Source organism: Pseudomonas sp. KK18 (genome assembly GCF_037094675.1).
In the GTDB taxonomy this organism is placed as follows: Bacteria; Pseudomonadota; Gammaproteobacteria; order Pseudomonadales; family Pseudomonadaceae; genus Aquipseudomonas.
Map to the genome: position 1 here is coordinate 5,425,889 of NZ_CP146605.1, position 19,852 is coordinate 5,445,740.

A 19,852-nucleotide genomic window follows, 5' to 3' on the forward strand; every position below is an offset into this window, starting at 1 on the left:
CAAACCCTTCATAGACGCCCCCATGTCCGAAGCCTTCGAAGTCCCCAGCCCCCACGAAAAACACGTCGAACACGCCACCGAACGTGCCCACCGCAGCGGAGACAATTTCGCCAGCCGCATCGCCGTGATGACCGCCATCATGGCCACCGTCGGCGCCATGCTCAGCTACCAGGCCGGCTCCACCGAAAGCGAAGCGGCGATGGACAAAAACAACGCCGCCATCTTCAAGACCGAAGCCGCCAACCAGTGGAACTACTACCAGGCCAAATCCAGCCGGCAGAACCTTGCGGAGCTGGCGACGCATATTCCGGGGGTTGATGCCAAGCACTACACCGACGAGATCGAGCGTTATAAAACCCAGAAGGAAGACGTGCGCAAACAGGCCGAAAAGCTCGAAGCCACCTCGAAGGAATGGGATGAAAAGTCAGAACAGGCGCTGCATCAGCATCACCGCTGGGCGCAGGCGATGACCGCGATTCAGATCGCGATTTCGCTGGCGGCGATTACCTTGCTGACAAGGAAGGAATGGTTGAAGCGCATGGCGTATACCGCCGGTGGTGTGAGTGTGGTGTTGGGTGGGATGGCGTGGTTGCATATTTAGGTTCCATCCTGCCATCGCTATATAGTAAAACGCATAACGCCTGACACTATAAAGCCGAGGAAAAGCCGGTGACCGCACAATCATCCAAGGAAGCTGTGGGCGTCGCCTACAGCATCGACTCAATGCGCTACGCCCAGGCCATGACTTGGCGCGCCATCGAAGCTCTGTCCAAACTCATCCGCCCCGGCATGCTCGAATCCGAAGCCCGCGAGCTCGGCAAAAAAGTCCTCGCCGACCTCGACATGCAGCGCATCTGGCACCCGCTGCTGGTGCGCTTTGGCGCCAACACCCTCAAGACCTTCAAGGAGCGCTCCGACGGCGACCCGGTGCTGGGGGAAAACGACATCTACTTCATCGACATGGGCGCCGTGTGGCAAGGCCATGAAGGTGATGCGGGGGCGACATTCAGCACCGGCAACGACCCCGAGCTGAAGGCGTGTGCGAGCGCGGCAAAAGAGTTGTTTGATCGGGTTGAGCGGCGCTGGAGGAACGATAAAGTCGTCGGCCTGGAGCTGTATCGTTTTGCCGAAGAGCAAGCGAAGGCAATGGGTTGGGTGCTGAACCTGGACATCAAAGGGCACCGTGTCAGCGACTTTCCCCATGCGATTTACCGTGGCGGTGATCTTGGGGATTTTGACCAGTATCCGAATGAAGGGCTGTGGATTCTGGAGATACAGATCGCGCACCCGAGCGGGGCTTATGGTGCGTTTTACGAAGATTTGCTGGCTTAATTTTTCAAGGAATAAAGATGGAACGCTCGACCGAATTTCCCGTGCTGTTGTTTTCTTACGGCACGTTGCAGGACAAAGCCGTGCAACTGTCCAACTTTGGGCGGGAGTTGGTGGGTCAGCAGGATGCTGATGCTGGGGTATTCAAAAAGCTGGGTGGAGATAACCGATCCCGAGGTGTTGGCGGCCAGTGGCAAGACCCATCATCCGATCGTTGCTCCGAGCGGGCGGAATGAGGACAGTGTTGACGGTACGGTGTTTCAGATTACCGAGAAGGAGCTGGCGGCGGCGGATGCGTATGAGGTATCGGACTATAAGCGGGTTTCGGTGGGGTTGGCTTCGGGGTTGACGGCTTGGGTGTATGTGCAGGCTTGAGAGCGTGCAGTTGATCAATCGGAGTGATTTCCTACAGATCAATCTGAAAGTATGCCCTGCCCGCTTCGTAATGCCAGGTCTATAGTCTTTCGGTCGCCGTCATGGCGACCGAGTTTGGCGACTCGAAGACAAATCTGAAAACTAAAACTCTGCGATCCAGTTTTTCAGGCGACGGCTGTTTTATGAAGGTCTAACTTGAAAAAGGTTAGCTATTTTTCTATTTGTCTCAGATGGACTCCCGTATGAATCAATATATGGCACTCACCAGCAACGACTGCACCACACCCGCCCTTTTCGTAGACACCACAGCACCGCTGGATGTCCTGCTTGATGCTGCAAACTATCGGATTCGCGCCGTAACCCAAGTTCTAGAAAACCTGGCGCTGCGTGCAGAAATCAGTAGTGATACGGTCGTGCTGGGCGACTTTTCCTTGCTCTGCGCAATTCCGTTACGCGATGGATGCGATCTGCTGGATGTCATAGGTCGGAGGATGGCAGCGCAGTATTCCTGAACCCATTGGCTTGACCCCGCAAAAACGAAAAAGGGACGACCTCTCAGTCATCCCTTTTTGCGAACATTACCCAACCTAAACGCAACGTGTGCCACGAGCCTTATGCTCGTACTCCCACCCCTTACACGCCAACCCTACATGCTTGGGAATCAGAGCGGCGCCGCTGCTGTAGGAAGTAATGGTCCTACGAGTGAAGCCTAGTTCCACAGCCGCAGCGGAGAGCGACAGATTGTTGCTGAGCATCCACTTTCTGAAGTCCTGCGTCAGCATGACCTCGCCGGACTGTTCCAGCGCCAAACGATGCAAGGTGCCGGAGGACAACTCAAGGTCATTGCCCCAAGTCACGTCAAGGCCCCACTCACCGACTTCAACCCGACCAAATAGAGCCAAGTCCTGAAGGGGTTTTAGAATCGGGAAGGTATTTATGTGATCAGTGAGATCAACGGTATGCCGCTTGCCGTTATTCCACTCAATTTCGATGGCATGCTTGCCGGCAACTGGTTGCACAGCAGAGATGCGAAGCTTGCTGGTCATAAGTCAGTTCCTCCGGTTTTGTTCATTCCATACCCGTTTAGACAAGGAGCTGAAGCTAGAGAAAATTTTTTCCTAGCACAACCAAATATTCAAACCCCAGAAACCACAAAACCCCTGGCTTCTCTCGAAACCAGGGGTTTTGTTTACATCGAATTTGGCGGTGAAGGAGAGATTCGAACTCTCGATACAATTTCTTGTATACACACTTTCCAGGCGTGCTCCTTAAGCCACTCGGACACTTCACCGTATCTCGTCAAACTGATTCAGTCTGTCGAGGCGCGCTAATGTAGTCGAAAGCTTTTCCGATGGCAAAGGTTTTTTTCAGAATTTTCATGCGCTTAGGCGGTTATACCGTTCCAGACCTCTGCGGCGCCGTGCACACCAAGGCAATTCTGCCATTCTCGGGCACTCACGGCGCTTGTCTATAGTAGCTGCTGCGCCTTGCCGAAGGCCACCTGCGGGTGGGCATGGGGGAAAAGTCTGACTGGGTAGTCAGTCATGGCGCTTTACCAGGGCGGGCGCGGTGGGTAACGTCTGCCGTCTGTCCTTCTATTACAAGCATTACAAGGAATCGCGTCATGAGTGAGTTGATTGCCTACCACCTCGAAGACGGTATCGCGACCCTGACCCTGAGCAACGGCAAGGTGAATGCCATTTCGCCGGCAGTGGTCAGTGCGTTTAATCAAGCGCTGGATCAGGCCGAGAAGGATCGGGCGGTGGTGATCATCACGGGCACGCCGGGGATTTTGTCCGGTGGCTATGATTTGAAGGTGATGACCGCCGGCCCTAAAGAAGCCGTGAGCCTGGTGACGTCGGGCTCCACCCTCGCCCGCCGCCTGTTGTCGCACCCGTTCCCGGTGATCGTGGCGTGCCCTGGGCACGCGGTGGCCAAGGGGGCATTCCTGTTGCTGTCGGCGGATTACCGGATCGGTGTAGACGGACCGTTCAGCATTGGTCTGAATGAAGTGATGATCGGCATGACCATGCACCACGCCGGGATCGAGCTGGCGCGGGATCGTCTGCGCAAGTCGGCGTTCCACCGTTCGGTGATCAATGCCGAGATGTTTAACCCGCAGGACGCGTTGAGCGCCGGGTTCCTGGATAAGGTGGTCGCGCCGGAAGAGTTGCAGGCCGCGGCGCTGGAAGCCGCTCGCCAACTGAAGAAGATCAATATGAACGCCCACAAACACACCAAGCTGAAGGTGCGTAAGGCGCTGCTGGAAGCCCTGGATGACGCGATCATTCAGGACCAAGGCCACTTGGGTTAATCAAACCTACGCCTGCTGAATCGAAGCCCGACCTTGAGTCGGGCTTTTTCTTACAAAGAATTCCGGTTTGCCTACAACCGCTCTAGACAGTGTCTGTCACAGCATGTTGAAACATGCGCTTAAACATCGCCTATCTTCCGACTCTATAGGGGCAATTGCCGAATACAGTGCACATCCGTACACTGCGCCACCTTTTGTCCCGATGGGCTGTGTCGATGCTTTTTTTGTTACGCATGTTGTTGATGGGCCTGCATTTTATGATTGCGGGCGTACTGGGCGTGCTGCTGGGGATCTGTCGGCCGTTCAATCCGGACAACAGCCGTTACTGCGCGCGCCTGTATGCGGTACCGGCGATGTGGCTATTGCGCCTGCGAGTGAAGGCCGATGTCGACTCGCTGCGTAACAAGCCCAGCAGTTGCGTGATCATCGCCAACCATCAATCCAACTACGACCTGTTTGTGTTCGGCACCGTGGTGCCGTACCGCACGGTGTGTATCGGCAAGAAGAGCCTGAAGTGGGTGCCGTTGTTCGGACAGTTGTTCTGGCTGGCGGGCAATGTGTTGATCGACCGGGGCAATGCGCACAAGGCGCGGCGTTCGATGCTGACCACCACCCACACCTTGGCGCATGCCGACACCTCGATCTGGGTGTTCCCGGAAGGCACGCGCAACTTCGGTGAAACCCTGCTGCCGTTCAAGAAAGGCGCGTTCCAGATGGCGATCGCCGCAGGCGTGCCGATTGTGCAGGTGTGTGTCAGCACCTATGTGAAGCAGATGAAGCTCAATAGCTGGAACAGTGGCGATATTCTGATTCGCTCGTTGCCGCCGATTCCTACGAAGGGGCTGACGATGGATGACATGCCGCTGTTAATGCAGACCTGCCGCGAGCAAATGCGCGACTGCATCGAGGCGATGGACCGCGAGCTGCAAACCACGCCTGCAATCACGGCTGAACCCCGCCGAATTTGCTGACTCTGATTGGGCAGGGCAGCTAAGCTGCCTGACAGTTGTCATCTGCCATTCAAGAAGAAGCGATCAGCACTATGGGTAGAGTTGTTGCGGCCGCCGTCTATAGCGCCGGAAAGAAAGTCACCGATATCACCCTCGACGAAGGCGCCGCGTGGGCCGCCAAGCCTGACCACTTTGTGTGGATCGGCCTGGAGGAGCCCAGCGCGCTGGAACTGGCCAACCTGCAGCGCCAGTTCAACCTGCACGAACTGGCCATCGAAGACGCCCTGGAAAAACACAGCCGCCCCAAGCTTGAAACCTTCGGCGACGCGCTGTTTATCGTGACCTATTCGCCGGTGCGCGATAACGGCAAGCTGGAGTTTATCGAAACCCATATCTTTGCCGGCAACGGCTACATCATCACCGCCCGCAACGGCCACTCGGCATCCTACGGCTATGTGCGCCAGCGCTGTGAGGCGCGACCGCTGTTGCTGGAGCATGGGGAAGATTTCGTACTCTATGCGCTGCTGGATTTTGTTACCGAGAACTACCAGCCGGTGAGCGAGGCGATTCATGCCGAGGTCGATGAACTGGAGCGCAACGTGTTGTGCAACTCCCTGAGTGAAGCGGATATCCAGAAGCTCCACGGCCTGCGCCGCGATGTGCTGCGACTGAAGCGCTATGTGGCACCGATGGTGGAGATCAGTCAGGAATTGCAGAAACTGAGCTTCCCGTTTATCGACAAGAACATGCGTCCGTACTTTCGCGATGTGCAGATTCACGTCACCCGGCAGATGGAAGACCTGACCACCTTGCGGGATATCGCCAGCCAGACCATCGAGATTGGGGTGTTGCTGGAAGCCTCGCGCCAAAGCGTGGTGCAACGCAAGTTTGCCGCGTGGGCAGCGATTCTGGCGTTCCCGACGGCGGTGGCCGGGATTTACGGGATGAACTTCCAGAACATGCCGGAGCTGCAATGGCACTACGGCTATTTTGCGGTGCTGGGGTTTATTGCGGTGGGGTGTACAAGTTTGTGGGCCAGCTTCAAGCGTTCAGGCTGGCTGTAGGAAAACTGCTGTTGTGGCGAGGGAGCTTGCTCCCGCTGGGGTGCGAAGCGCCCCCAAGGCTTGCGACTGCTGCGCAGCCGAACGGGAGCAAGCTCCCTCGCCACAAAAAGCTCGTCAATCAACCCTAATAGTTAGGCCACGTCCGCTTTTGGTTTGTGCGCCACAAACCGCATCATCCATTCCGCCACGGTAACGCCGTGATGGTCTCGCTCCAGGCTGGCCACACCGTTGGTGTAGACCTTCTCCCCCAGCGTTGTCTGAAGAATCTCCAGCAACTCGCGGGAATAGTCGTGGATAAATTCCGGGTGGCCCTGGAAGCACAGCACCTGGTCTTCAATATGATACGCCGCAAACGGGCAGAACTCGCTGGAGGCGATCACGGTGGCGTTTTCCGGCAAGGTGGTGACCTGATCCTGGTGGCTGATCAACAGCGTCAGTTCTTCCACCACCGGGCTCATCCACGGTGCCTTGGCGTTCAGTTTGTAGTCATGGATGCCCATGCCCCAGCCCTTGGTCGCCCGCTCGGTCTTGCCACCCAACAGCAGCGCCAGCAACTGGTGGCCGAAGCAGATGCCGATCAGCTTGTCGCCGCGGGCATGGCGGTCCAGCAGGTAGGTCTTGAGGGTCTGGATCCACGGATCGGTGCCAAAGGAGTCGGCCTTGCTGCCCGTCACCAGGTACGCGTCGAACACTTCTTCATCCGCCGGGTATTCACCCTGCACCACGTTATAGATGACGAACTCGGCGGCAATCGGCTGTTTGGAGAACAGGCGCTTGAACATCTGCCCGTACCCTTGGTACTGATCGATCAGCCCAGGACGCAGGATATCGGTTTCCAGGATGCACACGCGTAACGACATAAAAAATACCTGACACGGCGATGGGAATAATGAACACCCCCAGAGCCTGCCTTGAAATACCCTTTCAAGGCAAGCCCCATCGCCATGCTCAATGTGGGAGCGGCGATTCGACTTACTCGCGAATGCGGTGTGTCAGTCAACACACTCGTTAGCTGATCCACCGCTTTCGCGAGCAAGTCGAATCGTCGCACCGCCGCTCCCACATTTTGATCACCGAAACGCTTCACCCTGTGCAGCTTTCTCCAACAGCAGCGCCGGCGGCGTGAAGCGCTCGCCATATTGCTCGGCCAGGTAGCGGGCGCGGGCGACGAAATCGTTCAGGCCGTACTGGTTGATGAATTGCAGCGCTCCGCCGCTCCAGGCGGCAAAGCCGATACCGAAGATCGAGCCGACGTTGGCATCAGCCGTCGACATCAACACGCCCTCCTCCACACAGCGCACGGTTTCGATGGCCTGGATGAACAGCAAACGGTCGCGCACGTCTTGCGGCGAGATCTGTTGGCCAGGCTTTTCGAAGCGGTTTTTCAGCTCCGGCCACAGGTGTTTCTGCCCGCCCGCCGGGTACTCGTAGAAACCGCCACCCGCCGCCTTGCCCGGGCGCTTGTATTCATTGAGCAACAGGTCGATCACGGCAAACGCCGGGTGCTGCGGCAACGGCTTGCCCTCGGCCTGTAGGTCCTTGGCCGTTTGCTGGCGGATATGGCTCATCAGGCTGAGAGAAACTTCGTCAGAGACCGCCAGCGGTCCCACAGGCATGCCGGCCTTGCGTGCCTCGGTCTCGATCATCGGCGCCGCCACGCCTTCGCCGAGCATGGCGATGCCTTCGTTGGTGAAGGTGCCGAACACCCGCGAGGTGAAGAAGCCGCGACTGTCGTTGACCACAATCGGGGTTTTCTTGATTTGCAGTACGAAGTCGAATCCCCGCGCCAGGGTTTCGTCGCTGGTGCGGGCGCCCTTGATGATTTCCACCAGGGGCATTTTGTCCACCGGGCTGAAGAAGTGCAGGCCGATAAACTTGCCCTGGTCTGGAACGGCGGTGGCTAACCCGCTGATGGGCAAGGTGGAGGTGTTGGAGGCGATCACCGCTTCGGCACCCACCACGCTTTGCGCGGCCGCCGAGACCTTGGCCTTGAGTTCCCGATCCTCGAAGACGGCTTCGATGATCAGGTCGCAGCCGGCAAGATCGGCGTCGGATTCGGTAGGAACAATCCGCGCGAGGATGGTTTCCCGCTGTTCGGCGGTCAATTGCCCACGCCCGACCTTCTTGTCCAGCAACGTGGCCGAGTGGGCCTTGCCCTTCTCTGCCGCCGCCTGGCTGACGTCCTTGAGCACCACCTCAATGCCCGCCGAGGCGCTGACGTAGGCAATGCCCGCGCCCATCATCCCGGCGCCGAGCACGCCGACCTTGCGTGTTACATAAGGTGCAAAGCCCTTGGGCCGCGAACTGCCGGCATTGATTTCATTGAGCTGGAACCAGAAGGTGCCAATCATGTTTTTCGCCACTTGCCCGGTGACCAGCTCGGTGAAGTAGCGGGTCTCGATCAGGTGGGCGGTGTCGAAATCCACCTGGGCACCTTCCACGGCGGCGCAGAGGATTTTCTCCGGGGCCGGGAAGCAGCCGTTGGTTTTGGCGCGCAGGATCGATGGCGCAATGGCGAGCATTTGCGCGACTTTCGGGTTGGACGGCGTACCACCCGGGATCTGATAGCCCTTGATGTCCCAGCGCTGTTTCGCCTCGGGGTTGGCCAGAATCCACGCCCGGGACTTGGCCAGCAGCTCGTCACGGTCTGCCACCAGCTCATCAATCAACCCGGCTTGCAGCGCCTGCTGCGGCGTAATCTTTTTGCCTTCCAGCAAGTAGGGCAAGGCTTTTTCCAGGCCCAGCATCCGCACCATGCGCACCACACCGCCGCCACCCGGCAAAAGCCCGAGGGTGACTTCCGGCAGGCCAATCTGTACCGACTTGTGGTCCAGCGCCACACGGTGCTGGCACGCCAGGCAGATCTCCCAGCCACCGCCCAGCGCTGCGCCGTTGATCGCGGCCACTACCGGTTTGCCGAGGGTTTCCAGGGTGCGCAGTTGCGCCTTCAGCACCAGCACGCTGTCGTAGAAATCCTTGGCGTGGGGCTTGTCGACCTTGATCAGTTCATTAAGGTCGCCGCCGGCAAAGAAGGTCTTCTTCGCCGAGGTGATGATCACGCCCGCAATCGAATCCTTCTCGGCGTCCAGCCGGGCGACGGTGGCCGCCATGGCCTCGCGGTACACCCCGTTCATGGTGTTGGCGCTCTGGCCGGGCATGTCGATGGTCAGCACCACAATCTGGTCCTGGCCCTTTTCGTAACGAATGGCATCGGTCATGACTGATTCCTTAGGCTCAGAGGCGTTCGATGATAGTGGCGATACCCATGCCGCCGCCGACACACAGGGTGGCCAGGCCATAACGCTGCTGGCGCACCTCCAGCTCATCGAGCAAGGTGCCGAGAATCGCGCAGCCCGTGGCGCCCAGCGGGTGGCCCATGGCGATGGAGCCACCGTTGACGTTGACCCGGGCGGCGTCGATGCCCATGTCCTTGATGAACTTGAGCACCACCGACGCAAACGCTTCGTTGACCTCGAACAGGTCGATGTCTTCAACCCGCAAACCCGCCTTGGCCAGTGCCTTGCGGGTTGCCGGTGCCGGGCCGGTCAACATGATGGTGGGGTCGGTACTGGTGACAGCGGTGGCGACGATCCGCGCCCGGGGTTGCAGGCCGAGTTCGCGACCTTTGGCTTCAGAACCGATCAGCATCAGCGCCGCGCCATCGACGATCCCGGAACTGTTGCCCGGTGTGTGCACGTGGTTGATGCGCTCGACGTGGCTATAGACCCGCAACGCCGTGGCGTCGAAGCCTATCTGGCCCATCATTTCGAAGCTGGGCTTGAGTTTGCCCAGGCCTTCGAGGGTGGAGTCGGCACGGATGAATTCGTCCTGATCCAGCAGCACAATGCCATTTTGGTCCTGCACGGCGATCAGCGACTTGTTGAAGGAACCGTCTGATCTGGCCCGCGCCGCTTTCTGCTGTGAGTGCAGGGCAAAGGCGTCGACGTCCTGGCGGGTGAAGCCTTCCAGGGTGGCGATCAGGTCGGCACCGATGCCTTGCGGGGTGAAGTGGCTGTGCATATTGGTTTGCGGGTCGAGCACCCAGGCGCCGCCGTCACTGCCCATGGGCACTCGGGACATGGACTCGACGCCGCCCACCACCACGAGGTCTTCAAAGCCGGAGCGCACTTTCATCGCGCCGAGGTTCACGGCTTCCAGGCCCGAGGCGCAAAACCGATTGATCTGCACACCGGCGACGCTGATATCCCAGTCCGCCACCAAGGCGGCGGTCTTGGCGATGTCGGCGCCCTGGTCGCCAATCGGTGTGACACAGCCCAGGACGATGTCATCCACTTGCCGGGTGTCGAGGTCGGTGCGCTGTTGCAGTGCCGTCAGCAAACCGGCCACCAGGTTCACCGGCTTGACGCTGTGCAGGGCGCCATCCGCCTTGCCTTTGCCCCGGGGCGTGCGTATCGCATCAAAGATCAAAGCTTGGGTCATGACGTCCTCGAATCACTATGCAACGAATCGTGCCCTTACCTTAGGCGCCGGGGCGCCGGATTCAATGACCGAACCGCTCATTGACCTTGACGCTCACGCTCAGACGAACGGTAGGAGGCTACGGGAATCGGCTGATTAATCGTTTTAGCTGTCTAGCCGTAGGGCTGGCGTCTGGCTGGCAATTGGCCTCATGCCTTTTTAATAAGTTTTATTAAGTTGATGAGATGAAATGGATCTAAGCCATGTAGAACGAGGGCTCTAAGGTTGAATCTGTAAGAGAAGTTAAAGGTTGCTGCCGGGTTTTGCTGGAGCACCTGTAGGAACTGTAAGAAAAGAGTCATGTAGCACCGTCATAGTTGAATCGACCGGCACGCATTTGACGCTCAGGAATAACAACAAAAGGCAGTCAGCCATGTTCAAGCATTCGAAAGTACGTCAGGCGGGACTTATTCTGTTCGCCACCACCCTGATTCTGATCTTGCCCAACCTCACCAAGGTCATTGGGTGACCTCTCACACCCCACATTCTGCGCAGACACAGCGCCAGGATCGCAGCCTTTGGCAGCGCCTTTCGGGATATTGCGTATAGCGATCCCGTCAGGGGCTGCCGTTTTGCGCGCCGAGATTTTGTGATTTTGCGGTATCGTGAGTTCCACCGCCTTTTCCGATATGTGGCCCTTCCTTGAAACAGATCATCGTCCTCCTGATCCTGCTGCTGGCCTTGCCGGCGCACGCCGCGAAATTGACCGTCGAGCTGAATCACGCCAGCAAAACCTGGGAAACCACCGAACTGCTCAAGCGTCCGGATGTGCAGACGGTGCAGATCGTTGATGACGTTTCCTACAAGCGCAACATGACGTATCGCGCAGTGCCATTGGCAGCGCTGTTGCCGGACATCACGCCGGAAAACCATCTGCAGGCAGTGGCCCTCGACGGCTTTGCCGCGGAACTGACGGCGGCACCGCTGCTATCAAAAAGCGGCGCGCGGGCCTGGCTGGCGGTGGAAGATCCGGCGCATCCGTGGCCGCCACTGGCAGACGGCAAGCCCAGTGCCGGGCCGTTTTATCTGGTGTGGACCGATCCACAAGCCGGGCATATCAGCCCTGAGCAGTGGCCGTTTCAGATTTCCGGGATCAAGCAGTTGAAGACGGTGGCGGAGCGCTTCCCGGCTTTGTTGCCGGATCCGAAACTGGCGGCGAATGACCCGGTGAATCAGGGGTTCGCACTGTTCCAGAAGAACTGCCTGGCATGTCATCGCCTGAACGGGGCCGGCGATGCGCAGGTGGGGCCGGACCTGAATATTCCTTACAACCCCACTGAATATTTTGCCGGGGATTTCCTCAAGCGCTACATCCGCGATCCGCAAAGCATGCGGCACTGGCCACAGGCGAAGATGCCGGCGTTTGCCACCAGCGTGGTGCCGGATGCGGACCTGGATCTGCTGGTGGGGTATTTGAAGCATATGGCGGGCAGAAAGCAGCCTTAAGGCTCAGGTAAATCTGTGGCGAGGGAGCTTGCTCCCGCTGGGCTGCGCAGCAGCCCCAATCAGACAATCGCATTTCTCCAGACAGAACTCGGGGGCATGCCTTGGGGCCGCTTCGCAGCCCAGCGGGAGCAAGCTCCCTCGCCACAAAAAGCTGTCCTGGCACGGAGAGCTTTCCTGCTACACAGAGCTCCCTCTCTCCCTGGATCCTACTGCTGCTGCACCGATATCACCGGTGTCGGCGCTACAAATACCTTCGCATGCATTTGCTCATGCCCTCCCCCACGACGCATGCCTCGTACCGGGCAGGCGTCCAGGTAATCCAGACCCACCGCCAGCTTCAAATGCCGCTCCGGCCGCGCCAGTTGATTGGTCACGTCAAAACTGTACCAGGCGTCATCCAGCCACGCTTCAGCCCAGGCATGGCTGGCGAGGTGCTCGCAGTCTTCGCTGTACAAATACCCCGACACATAACGCGCCGGAATCCCCAGGCTGCGGGCACAGGCGAGGAAGGCGTGGGTGTGGTCCTGGCACACCCCGGCACGCCCGGCAAACGCCTTGGCCGCACAGGTGTCGACTTCGGTAGAACCCGGCGAATAGGTCATGTACTGGTTCAGCGCGTGCATCAGGTCGATCAATGCGCTGCGGTCGCGGCGTTGATGGCAATGCTTTTCGGCAAAGCTGCGCAGGGCCTCGTCCGGCTCGGTCAACCGGGTGCAGCGCAGGAACGGGAAGGCCGACTGGCTTTCATGTTCGGCCTCGCGCAATTCGTCGATATCCACCTGGCCACGGGCGCCAATGATGATGGCTTCGTGGGGCTCGTCCAGGCTCAACACGTGCAGGATGTTGCCGAACGGGTCCAGTTGCGCCCGTACCGGCCGGGGCAAGTCCAACTGCCAACTGAGGACATGCTGGCGCTCGCTGTCGTGGGGCGTGAGCCGCAGGTACTGGATGCTGGCACGCACCTGGTCTTCGTAGTGGTAGGTGGTTTCGTGGCTGATGGAAAGTCTCATGCCGCCTCCAGGTAGGAACTGTAAATAGCATCGCCCAACTCGCGCACGAGCGGGATGAAGTCGGTCAGCCAAGCGTGCAGGCCTTCCTCGAGAATTTCGTCGATGGCGGTATAGCGCAGGCGTGCGTCCATTTCCGCTGCCAGGCGTTGGGCCGGCCGACCGTTGATGCCGGGCAGGCTGCCAAGGATCTGGTCGATCTCTTCACTGCAGGCCCGCAGCGACCGCGGCACGTCGGCGCGCAGCAGCAACAGCTCGGCGACTTGTCGGGCGCCCGGGGCATCACGGTAGATTTCGGTGTAGGCCTCGAACGACGACAACGCCCGCAACAACGCACTCCATTGATAGTAGGCATGGGCGGTACCATCGGTGACCGCTTCGGCCTGGTCGCCGGCCATTTCATAGCGGGCGTCGAGCAAGCGCAGGGTGTTGTCGGCGCGCTCGATAAAGGTGCCCAGGCGAATAAAACGAAAGGCGTCGTTACGCATGATGGTGCCGTAGGTGGCACCGCGGAACAGGTGGGAACGTTCTTTGACCCACTCGCAGAACCGGCTCATGCCGTAGCGGCTCAGGCCTTGCTGGGCGATGTCGCGAATCTCCAGCCAGGTGGCGTTGATGTTTTCCCACATGTCGGCGGTGATTCGCCCACGCACGGCATGGGCACTGGCGCGTGCAGCGCCGAGGCAGCTGTAGATGCTGGCCGGGTTGGCAGCATCCAGGGCGAAGAAGTGCAGCAGGCGTTCGGCGTGCAGTTCACCGTGGCGCTCGCGGTAATCGTCGAGGGTGCCGGTGATCAGCAGCGGCATCGCCAGTTCATGCAGGCCATCGCCGCGCCCGTCCTGGGGCATCAGCGACAGCGAATAACTGACATCGAGCATCCGCGCGAGGTTTTCCGCGCGCTCCAGGTAGCGCGACATCCAATACAAATCCGAGGCAGTTCTACTCAACATATTTCAATCCTCGACCACCCAGGTGTCTTTGGTGCCGCCGCCCTGGGACGAGTTGACCACCAGCGAGCCTTCCCGCAGCGCCACACGAGTCAGGCCGCCGGGCACCACACGGGTTTCCTTGCCTTGCAACACAAACGGGCGCAGGTCGATATGCCGTGGGGCGATGCCGTTTTCGACGAAGGTCGGGCATGTCGACAGGCACAGGGTCGGTTGCGCGATATAGGCGTGGGGCTTGGCCTTGATGCGTGCGCGGAAGGCTTCGATTTCCGCCGCCGAGGCGGCCGGGCCGACCAACATGCCATAGCCACCGGAGCCCTGGGTTTCTTTCACCACCAGCTCCGGAAGGTTGGCCAGTACGTGGGACAGTTCACTGGGATTACGGCACTGGAACGTCGGAACATTCTTCAGGATCGGTTCTTCATCCAGGTAAAAACGGATCATCTCGGTGACGAAGGGGTACACCGACTTGTCATCCGCCACCCCGGTACCGATGGCATTGGCCAACACCACGTTGCCCGAGCGATAAGCCGCCAGCAGGCCCGGTACGCCGAGCATGGAGTCCGGGTTGAAGGCCAGCGGGTCGAGGAACGCGTCGTCGAGGCGACGGTAGATCACATCCACCGCCTTGGGACCATCGGTGGTGCGCATGAACACGCGGTCATCACGCACGAACAGGTCGGCGCCTTCCACCAGTTCCACGCCCATTTCCCGGGCCAGGAATGCATGCTCGAAGAACGCACTGTTGAAACGCCCAGGCGTCAGCACCACCACACTGGGATTATCCAGTGGGCTGGAGCTTTTCAGGGTGTCGAGCAACAGGTTGGGATAGTGGTCGATGGGCGCGATGCGCTGGGCCGCGAACAGTTCGGGGAACAGGCGCATCATCATCTTGCGGTCTTCGAGCATGTAGCTCACGCCGCTGGGGGTGCGCAGATTGTCTTCGAGGACGTAGTAAGTGCCGTCGCTATCGCGTACGAGGTCGACACCTGAGATGTGGGAATAAATATCCCGGTGCAGGTCCAGGCCCTGCATCGCCAACTGGTATTGCTCGTTGGCCAGCACTTGCTCGGCGGGGATGATCCCGGCCTTGATAATGCGTTGTTCGTGGTAGAGGTCGGCGAGAAACATGTTCAGCGCCTTGACCCGCTGGATGCAGCCGCGCTCGACGATCCGCCATTCACTGGCCGGGATGCTGCGGGGGATCGTGTCGAAGGGGATCAGGCGCTCGGTACCTTGCTCATCGCCATACAAGGTGAAGGTGATACCGGCCCGGTGAAACAGCAAATCGGCTTCACGCCGGCGCTGGGCCAGCAGTTCGGCCGGCGTGTCGGCCAACCAGCGGGCAAATTCGCGGTAATGGGGGCGCACCTGCCCTGCCCCGTCGTACATCTCATCGTAATAAGTGCGGATCATGCCGTACTCCTTGTCACCCGGACGCCAGAACCATCGCAAGGCCCGTGCCAGCGGCATAAACACTTAAGTATCAATCAGTTGGATATAGACGCAGGTCTCATCGCACCGTCCCGGTGCAGCAAATGCCCGCTGTCATGGGCGGCGCCTCATTGCAATGCAGGCCATGACTATCACCAGCATAGTCAGAGTTGATTTCACTGCCCGGCAAACCCCGCGGATAATCACCTCCATCAGCTGAACAGGACGCGTCCTACAGCTTCATCCATTGCGCATTACCGCTTGTACCGAATCGCTCTCCTCCTTTGCGATCTTCCCTTTGGCCACCCTGCTCGGGTGGCTTTTTTTTGCGCAGGATTTTTCCCGCGCCAGAAACAAAAACGGCCGACCCAAAGGTCAGCCGATACGCTGTGTTATTGCTCATGCCGCTACATGGGTAACCCACGCACCTCCTGTTTCACGCCCCATCCCTCGATGATTCCGCCCAAGGGCTCGACCACCGCCTCAAAGTCCTGCTCGAAGTCTCCTATGCCGTCGTAGGTGGCGAACATGATTTTGCTCAATTCCAGGTACCAGGCGCCGTCATCCCGCGCGCTGACCTGAGCATTCAGGGATTCCCCACGAAACCGACCCGCAGCCCGCCGCGCACGTTCCTCATCCGGGAAAATGGCGTAGAACTCGATGGGGTGGAAACGCGAGAAGTCAAAGCCGCCCTCTTTCATGCGGCGCAACACGTTGGTGCTGATGTCTTCTTGATAGGCTGTGCTCATGAAACGTCCTCCTCAAACCGATGGATAGACTTTCCGTGCTTCCCAAGGCCCGCGCTGCAAGGACGCGGGTGTTACGGCAGTGACGTCGCCGCTGGGAGACAAGCATGTAGCTGACAAGACCAGACCTTAGCGATTCATTCGCTGATCTCCATTGCAGAGTAGCGCGAAGCTATCACCTCCACCAGAGTCTGTTTAAAGGCGTACAGGGAATGTTCAGGCGGCGGGGTCGACCTTGAGGTCTTTGATGCTGTTTTGATCTTTCAGAATCTTGACCGTGGGTTCGGCAATACGCCCCTCCAGATCGTTGAGATCCAGTTCCTCCAGCACCGGTGATACGCGGGCGCGAACCAGGCGCGCGGCTTCTTCAAGCGTGGGTTTCTGCTCGCACTCGAATTGCTCGACTACCGACTCACCATGATCATTGGTGAAGGAAACGTTCCACTTTGGCATCAGAGCCTCCTCGATAAAACCCATGGGTGGGCTTACATCTATCTGGACCTTGAGGGCCTGGAAATCGTTCCACTCAAGGCAGGAGGCACCTGATCAACTGCAGTTATTTTTCAGCGTGTTCTTTCAGGGCTTTCAAGGTGTTGAACGGTGCGTCCACCACGAACTTGTTGGCCAACCAAGACGGCACGCTGCCACCTGGCTCGGTGTGCACCTGGTAGGTCACTTCGGTCAGGTTGTCGCCTTTAGGCACCAGTTTCCAGTAACCATCGACCTGGGCTACGCGCACGTAGCCTTTGACTTCTGGCTGGTAGGTCGGCACTTCCAACAGCTTGCGGGTGACGGTGCCATCGGCAGCCTTGGTGGTGGTGATTTCCAGGATCGAGTCACGATCGGTCACCGGGAACGGTGCCTTGAACTGGGTGTAGGTCCAGCTCTTGTCGCCTTCCTGCTTGAGCAGTTTCTGCGACTTGCATTCGTGGATCCAGGAACAGGCCCCCGCCACGTCTTCCTGCAGCGCCTGGATCTTGGCCAGCGGCGCCTTGATGGTCGTCACACCGCGATAAGCCTTGTACTTGGAACCGGCAATTTCACTCAAGGACACTTTGATGCCGTCTTCATCCTTGGCCGTCTGCCAGTCTTCAGCATGCGCTGCGGCAGCGAACAACGCGGTAAAACCGCACAACACAGCAATTCGTTTCAGTGAACCCATGGTCTTATTCCTTATTGTTGAAGTTCAGTACTTTGAACAGCCCACTAAGCCGCCGTCATCTGTTCCCACCAGCCGATCAACCTGATCGCTTCTGCCTGGCTACTGCCGCAGACCTCGATATCCGCCTGGAACGAACTACACACTGCCGGCCGCTCAGGCTGGCCAAACAACTGGCACAGTTGTTCGACCGAAAGATGCAGGCAGCGTTCGCCCGCCGGTTTGCCGGCAGGCATTCCCGGCAACGGAGAACTGATGGATGGGGCAATGCAGCAAGCGCCACAGCCTTCACGGCATTTCATGACGAACAGATCCTCGACAACTCAAGTGTTGATGGCCACGTAAGACTACGCCCTTAAACAGACGTTTTAAATTGGCTTAACAGGGGTTTTTCACCGAAAACAAAAGTGACTGACCAGTCTGCGACAGAAGGTCAGGGGTGCGCGTCACGTTTACTCGTCGGGTTTATTGCTTGAACTGGAAATCCAGCGCCGCACCTTCAACTTCGCGGCGTTCTTCGTTGCGCAGTTGCAGCTGCATTTCATTGCTGAGCAGGCGCCCGTTGATCTGGAAGGCACTGTTGTCAGTGGGCTTTTCGGCAAACATCGGCGGCAGCAGCGGCACGTTCTTCGGCTGCGGCATGGTGCCGAGGGGTTGCAGGTGGCGGACCATGTTCGACGGCAGGCTCAAATCCAGCTCTGCAGGCGGCAGCGGCGTCTTGGCGACTTCGTGGGCCGACTTTGACTTGCTGGCGATAGGCGCACGTTTTTTCACCGGCGTTGCTTTCTTTGCGGGGGCTTTCTTCGCGACCGGTGCCTTCTTGGCCGCAGCGGCTTTTTTCGCCGGCACCGTTTGCTGGGAGCTGGCAGCAGGTGCCGCTTCACCGGCGGGAGCCGCCAGGACAGCGCCAGCGTTACACAGGCTTAACACGCAGATCAGCAGGGCAGCAGGAAAGGTATAAGTCATATCGCCAGCAGCATTAACGGCAGAAGGCCATATGCTCGCTTGTTGAGGACGGTATGACAAGCATGGTAATTAGCCAGCTACCCGTCATGTCCCCTTTCCATGCCTCAAAAACCCGCCGCAGTCTCCTGGCATAACTGGCTTGCCAGCATCCCGAGGGTCATCAAGGCGCGCTCCGCCTCGCGGTTCCACGGGGTGCCGCAGTTCAGGCGAATACAGTGGTTGAACTGTTCCGTATTACTGAAGATCAGCCCCGGTGCAATGCTGATGCCCTGCTGCAAGGCGCGCACGTGCAGTTCCTGGGTATTGACCCGTCCAGGCAAACTGACCCACAGGATAAAACCGCCGGTCGGGCGGGTCATCTGGGTGCCTTCGGGAAAATACTGCTGCACGGCCAGCTGGAACGCGCTGAGGTTCTTGCGGTACTCCTGGCGGATATAGCGCAGGTGGCGGTCGTAACCGCCATTCTCCAGGTACGCCGCCGTGCCCATCTGGGTCACGCTGCAGGCCGAATGGGTGCTGAACATTTGCAGGCGCTGGATTTCCTGCTGGTACTTGCCGGCAATCATCCAGCCAATGCGAATGCCCGGTGACAGGGTCTTCGAGAAACTCGAGCAATAGATGACCCGGTCCAGACGGTCGTAGGCTTTCAGGGCCTTGGTGCGGCCCAGTTCGAACATCAGTTCGCCATAGATATCGTCCTCGACCACCTGGATATCGAAATCCGAGGCCAGGCGCAGCAACTGTTTCTGCCGCTCTTCGGGCATGGTGCCGCCCAGGGGATTGCTCAGGCGCGTGGTCAGCACCAGGGCCTTGATCGACCATTGGTTGGCTGCCAGTTGCAGGGCTTCCAGGCTCATGCCGGTGGCCGGGTCGCTGGGGATTTCGATGACCTTCAGGCCCAGCAGATCGGCCAGTTGCAGCAAGCCGTAATAGGTCGGCGATTCGGCGGCGATCAGGTCGCCGGGGCGGGTCAGCACCCGCAGCGACATCTGCAATGCATCGACACACCCATGGGTGATCACCACTTCGGAGGGGTCGACCACCACCCCGGCATCGCGCATACGGATCGCCACCTGGCGCCGCAGCGGCTCGAAACCCGGGCTGAACATGTAACTGAACGCCCGCGGGCTCTGGAAACGCGTGACCTTGGCCAGTTGCTGATGCAGCGCGCGCACAGGCAGGTAGTCGACACTCGGCACGGCGGCGCCGAGCGGGAACACGCCTTCGCGACGGGATTCCACCAACACCTGTTGAATGATGCTGCTGCGGGTGACCAACCCTGGACGCTCGACCCGGGCGATGTCCGGCGTGGGCGCAGTGAGCGCCGGCGTCTGGTGCACGTAATACCCGGACTGCGGCCGCGCGCGAATCAAACCCTGGTCTTCCAGGTTCGCGTAGGCCTGCAACACGGTGGCGTGGCTGACGTTGAGCTGGGAGCTCATTTTGCGTACCGAAGGCACGCGCTCGCCCGGTTGATAGACACCGCGGCGGATATCCTCAGCCAGCTGCTGGGCGATACGTTGGTAGAGCAACAGATTGGTCATGACGCAGCACTCGATTTCACGGGTATTTTATTTTTGTGTGAAACATACCGGCACAGTTTAGAAGTGTACGGGGACAGTTGCCACAATAGTCG

20 protein-coding genes, 1 tRNA gene and 1 pseudogene are annotated in these 19,852 nt (G+C 59.0%); 8 read left to right on the forward strand and 14 right to left on the reverse strand.

Translation table 11 applies throughout. The features are described 5' to 3' along the window. Positions 1 to 22: 22 nt before the first annotated feature. From V6607_RS24335 to V6607_RS24350, 4 genes and pseudogenes are all read left to right on the forward strand, one after another. Positions 23 to 601, forward strand: coding sequence for a DUF4337 domain-containing protein (locus V6607_RS24335; protein ID WP_134327118.1), 579 nt, complete (start codon positions 23 to 25; stop codon positions 599 to 601). 68 nt (positions 602 to 669) lie between these two features. Beyond that, a complete protein-coding gene (locus V6607_RS24340; protein WP_102606416.1) occupies positions 670 to 1,332 on the forward strand; it encodes a M24 family metallopeptidase in 663 nt (220 codons plus the stop codon). 17 nt (positions 1,333 to 1,349) lie between these two features. Beyond that, positions 1,350 to 1,704, forward strand: a pseudogene (locus V6607_RS24345) (gamma-glutamylcyclotransferase family protein). Between the two features lie 242 nt (positions 1,705 to 1,946). Next, positions 1,947 to 2,216 (forward strand): short-chain dehydrogenase, encoded by a 270-nt coding sequence (locus V6607_RS24350; protein ID WP_087692753.1) that lies wholly within the window; start codon positions 1,947 to 1,949, stop codon positions 2,214 to 2,216. Positions 2,217 to 2,291: 75 nt separating this feature from the next. Here the strand turns inward: V6607_RS24350 and V6607_RS24355 are convergent, their stop codons facing one another. Continuing rightward, the gene (locus V6607_RS24355) at positions 2,292 to 2,750 is read right to left on the reverse strand and encodes a DUF2442 domain-containing protein (RefSeq protein ID WP_134327119.1); all 459 of its coding nucleotides are present in this window, start codon (positions 2,748 to 2,750) and stop codon (positions 2,292 to 2,294) included. 155 nt (positions 2,751 to 2,905) lie between these two features. Further along, positions 2,906 to 2,995 (reverse strand) — tRNA-Ser (locus V6607_RS24360). Between the two features lie 333 nt (positions 2,996 to 3,328). Between V6607_RS24360 and V6607_RS24365 the strand changes: the two genes are divergently transcribed. From V6607_RS24365 to V6607_RS24375, 3 genes are all read left to right on the forward strand, one after another. Next, entirely contained in the window at positions 3,329 to 4,018 is a 690-nt protein-coding gene (locus V6607_RS24365; protein WP_004371187.1) for a crotonase/enoyl-CoA hydratase family protein, read from the forward strand. Positions 4,019 to 4,233: 215 nt separating this feature from the next. Then, a complete protein-coding gene (locus V6607_RS24370) occupies positions 4,234 to 4,989 on the forward strand; it encodes a 1-acylglycerol-3-phosphate O-acyltransferase (RefSeq protein ID WP_134327150.1) in 756 nt (251 codons plus the stop codon). Positions 4,990 to 5,060: 71 nt separating this feature from the next. Beyond that, complete coding sequence (locus V6607_RS24375) at positions 5,061 to 6,032, forward strand: magnesium and cobalt transport protein CorA (protein WP_004371189.1); 972 nt, start codon at positions 5,061 to 5,063, stop codon at positions 6,030 to 6,032. A gap of 131 nt (positions 6,033 to 6,163) precedes the next feature. Here the strand turns inward: V6607_RS24375 and V6607_RS24380 are convergent, their stop codons facing one another. From V6607_RS24380 to V6607_RS24390, 3 genes are all read right to left on the reverse strand, one after another. Next, positions 6,164 to 6,892: an amidotransferase gene (locus tag V6607_RS24380; protein ID WP_008434897.1), complete on the reverse strand. Its 729-nt coding sequence runs from the start codon at positions 6,890 to 6,892 to the stop codon at positions 6,164 to 6,166. A 210-nt stretch (positions 6,893 to 7,102) separates the two neighbouring features. Continuing rightward, the gene (locus tag V6607_RS24385; protein ID WP_134327152.1) at positions 7,103 to 9,250 is read right to left on the reverse strand and encodes a 3-hydroxyacyl-CoA dehydrogenase NAD-binding domain-containing protein; all 2,148 of its coding nucleotides are present in this window, start codon (positions 9,248 to 9,250) and stop codon (positions 7,103 to 7,105) included. Positions 9,251 to 9,266: 16 nt separating this feature from the next. Then, entirely contained in the window at positions 9,267 to 10,472 is a 1,206-nt protein-coding gene (locus V6607_RS24390) for an acetyl-CoA C-acetyltransferase (RefSeq protein ID WP_134327153.1), read from the reverse strand. Between the two features lie 681 nt (positions 10,473 to 11,153). Between V6607_RS24390 and V6607_RS24395 the strand changes: the two genes are divergently transcribed. Continuing rightward, the gene (locus V6607_RS24395; protein ID WP_134327154.1) at positions 11,154 to 11,957 is read left to right on the forward strand and encodes a cytochrome c; all 804 of its coding nucleotides are present in this window, start codon (positions 11,154 to 11,156) and stop codon (positions 11,955 to 11,957) included. A gap of 206 nt (positions 11,958 to 12,163) precedes the next feature. Here V6607_RS24395 and V6607_RS24400 read toward each other — a convergent pair whose 3' ends face one another. The 9 genes from V6607_RS24400 to V6607_RS24440 all read right to left on the reverse strand — a co-directional run bounded on the left by V6607_RS24400 (position 12,164) and on the right by V6607_RS24440 (position 19,760). Then, positions 12,164 to 12,967, reverse strand: coding sequence for a transglutaminase family protein (locus tag V6607_RS24400; RefSeq protein WP_134327155.1), 804 nt, complete (start codon positions 12,965 to 12,967; stop codon positions 12,164 to 12,166). Next, positions 12,964 to 13,914, reverse strand: coding sequence for an alpha-E domain-containing protein (locus tag V6607_RS24405; protein ID WP_004371204.1), 951 nt, complete (start codon positions 13,912 to 13,914; stop codon positions 12,964 to 12,966). Before V6607_RS24405 ends, V6607_RS24400 begins: the two co-directional genes overlap by 4 nt. Before the next feature lie 3 nt (positions 13,915 to 13,917). Further along, complete coding sequence (locus V6607_RS24410; RefSeq protein WP_134327156.1) at positions 13,918 to 15,327, reverse strand: circularly permuted type 2 ATP-grasp protein; 1,410 nt, start codon at positions 15,325 to 15,327, stop codon at positions 13,918 to 13,920. Between the two features lie 425 nt (positions 15,328 to 15,752). After that, a complete protein-coding gene (locus V6607_RS24415; RefSeq protein ID WP_003193463.1) occupies positions 15,753 to 16,094 on the reverse strand; it encodes a ribonuclease E inhibitor RraB in 342 nt (113 codons plus the stop codon). 213 nt (positions 16,095 to 16,307) lie between these two features. Next, complete coding sequence (locus V6607_RS24420) at positions 16,308 to 16,568, reverse strand: hypothetical protein (RefSeq protein ID WP_004371213.1); 261 nt, start codon at positions 16,566 to 16,568, stop codon at positions 16,308 to 16,310. A 79-nt stretch (positions 16,569 to 16,647) separates the two neighbouring features. Then, positions 16,648 to 17,253 carry an START domain-containing protein gene (locus V6607_RS24425; RefSeq protein WP_004371215.1) on the reverse strand — a complete coding sequence of 202 codons (606 nt, stop codon included), beginning with the start codon at positions 17,251 to 17,253 and terminating at the stop codon, positions 16,648 to 16,650. Between the two features lie 44 nt (positions 17,254 to 17,297). Then, positions 17,298 to 17,552, reverse strand: coding sequence for a YkgJ family cysteine cluster protein (locus tag V6607_RS24430; RefSeq protein ID WP_004371217.1), 255 nt, complete (start codon positions 17,550 to 17,552; stop codon positions 17,298 to 17,300). A 163-nt stretch (positions 17,553 to 17,715) separates the two neighbouring features. Further along, a complete protein-coding gene (locus V6607_RS24435) occupies positions 17,716 to 18,216 on the reverse strand; it encodes a hypothetical protein (protein WP_004371218.1) in 501 nt (166 codons plus the stop codon). Positions 18,217 to 18,320: 104 nt separating this feature from the next. Then, a complete protein-coding gene (locus V6607_RS24440) occupies positions 18,321 to 19,760 on the reverse strand; it encodes a PLP-dependent aminotransferase family protein (RefSeq protein WP_008434911.1) in 1,440 nt (479 codons plus the stop codon). Positions 19,761 to 19,852 lie beyond the last annotated feature (92 nt).

Bases quoted from the DNA above. Each gene is read 5' to 3' on its own strand.
- V6607_RS24335 (WP_134327118.1), top strand. From the start codon at position 23: ATGTCCGAAGCCTTCGAAGTCCCCAGCCCCCACGAAAAACACGTCGAA.
- V6607_RS24350 (WP_087692753.1), top strand. From the start codon at position 1,947: ATGAATCAATATATGGCACTCACCAGCAACGACTGCACCACACCCGCC.
- V6607_RS24355 (WP_134327119.1), bottom strand. From the start codon at position 2,750: ATGACCAGCAAGCTTCGCATCTCTGCTGTGCAACCAGTTGCCGGCAAG.
- V6607_RS24365 (WP_004371187.1), top strand. From the start codon at position 3,329: ATGAGTGAGTTGATTGCCTACCACCTCGAAGACGGTATCGCGACCCTG.
- V6607_RS24370 (WP_134327150.1), top strand. From the start codon at position 4,234: ATGCTTTTTTTGTTACGCATGTTGTTGATGGGCCTGCATTTTATGATT.
- V6607_RS24375 (WP_004371189.1), top strand. From the start codon at position 5,061: ATGGGTAGAGTTGTTGCGGCCGCCGTCTATAGCGCCGGAAAGAAAGTC.
- V6607_RS24380 (WP_008434897.1), bottom strand. From the start codon at position 6,892: ATGTCGTTACGCGTGTGCATCCTGGAAACCGATATCCTGCGTCCTGGG.
- V6607_RS24385 (WP_134327152.1), bottom strand. From the start codon at position 9,250: ATGACCGATGCCATTCGTTACGAAAAGGGCCAGGACCAGATTGTGGTG.
- V6607_RS24390 (WP_134327153.1), bottom strand. From the start codon at position 10,472: ATGACCCAAGCTTTGATCTTTGATGCGATACGCACGCCCCGGGGCAAA.
- V6607_RS24400 (WP_134327155.1), bottom strand. From the start codon at position 12,967: ATGAGACTTTCCATCAGCCACGAAACCACCTACCACTACGAAGACCAG.
- V6607_RS24405 (WP_004371204.1), bottom strand. From the start codon at position 13,914: ATGTTGAGTAGAACTGCCTCGGATTTGTATTGGATGTCGCGCTACCTG.
- V6607_RS24410 (WP_134327156.1), bottom strand. From the start codon at position 15,327: ATGATCCGCACTTATTACGATGAGATGTACGACGGGGCAGGGCAGGTG.
- V6607_RS24415 (WP_003193463.1), bottom strand. From the start codon at position 16,094: ATGAGCACAGCCTATCAAGAAGACATCAGCACCAACGTGTTGCGCCGC.
- V6607_RS24420 (WP_004371213.1), bottom strand. From the start codon at position 16,568: ATGGGTTTTATCGAGGAGGCTCTGATGCCAAAGTGGAACGTTTCCTTC.
- V6607_RS24425 (WP_004371215.1), bottom strand. From the start codon at position 17,253: ATGGGTTCACTGAAACGAATTGCTGTGTTGTGCGGTTTTACCGCGTTG.
- V6607_RS24430 (WP_004371217.1), bottom strand. From the start codon at position 17,552: ATGAAATGCCGTGAAGGCTGTGGCGCTTGCTGCATTGCCCCATCCATC.
- V6607_RS24435 (WP_004371218.1), bottom strand. From the start codon at position 18,216: ATGACTTATACCTTTCCTGCTGCCCTGCTGATCTGCGTGTTAAGCCTG.
- V6607_RS24440 (WP_008434911.1), bottom strand. From the start codon at position 19,760: ATGACCAATCTGTTGCTCTACCAACGTATCGCCCAGCAGCTGGCTGAG.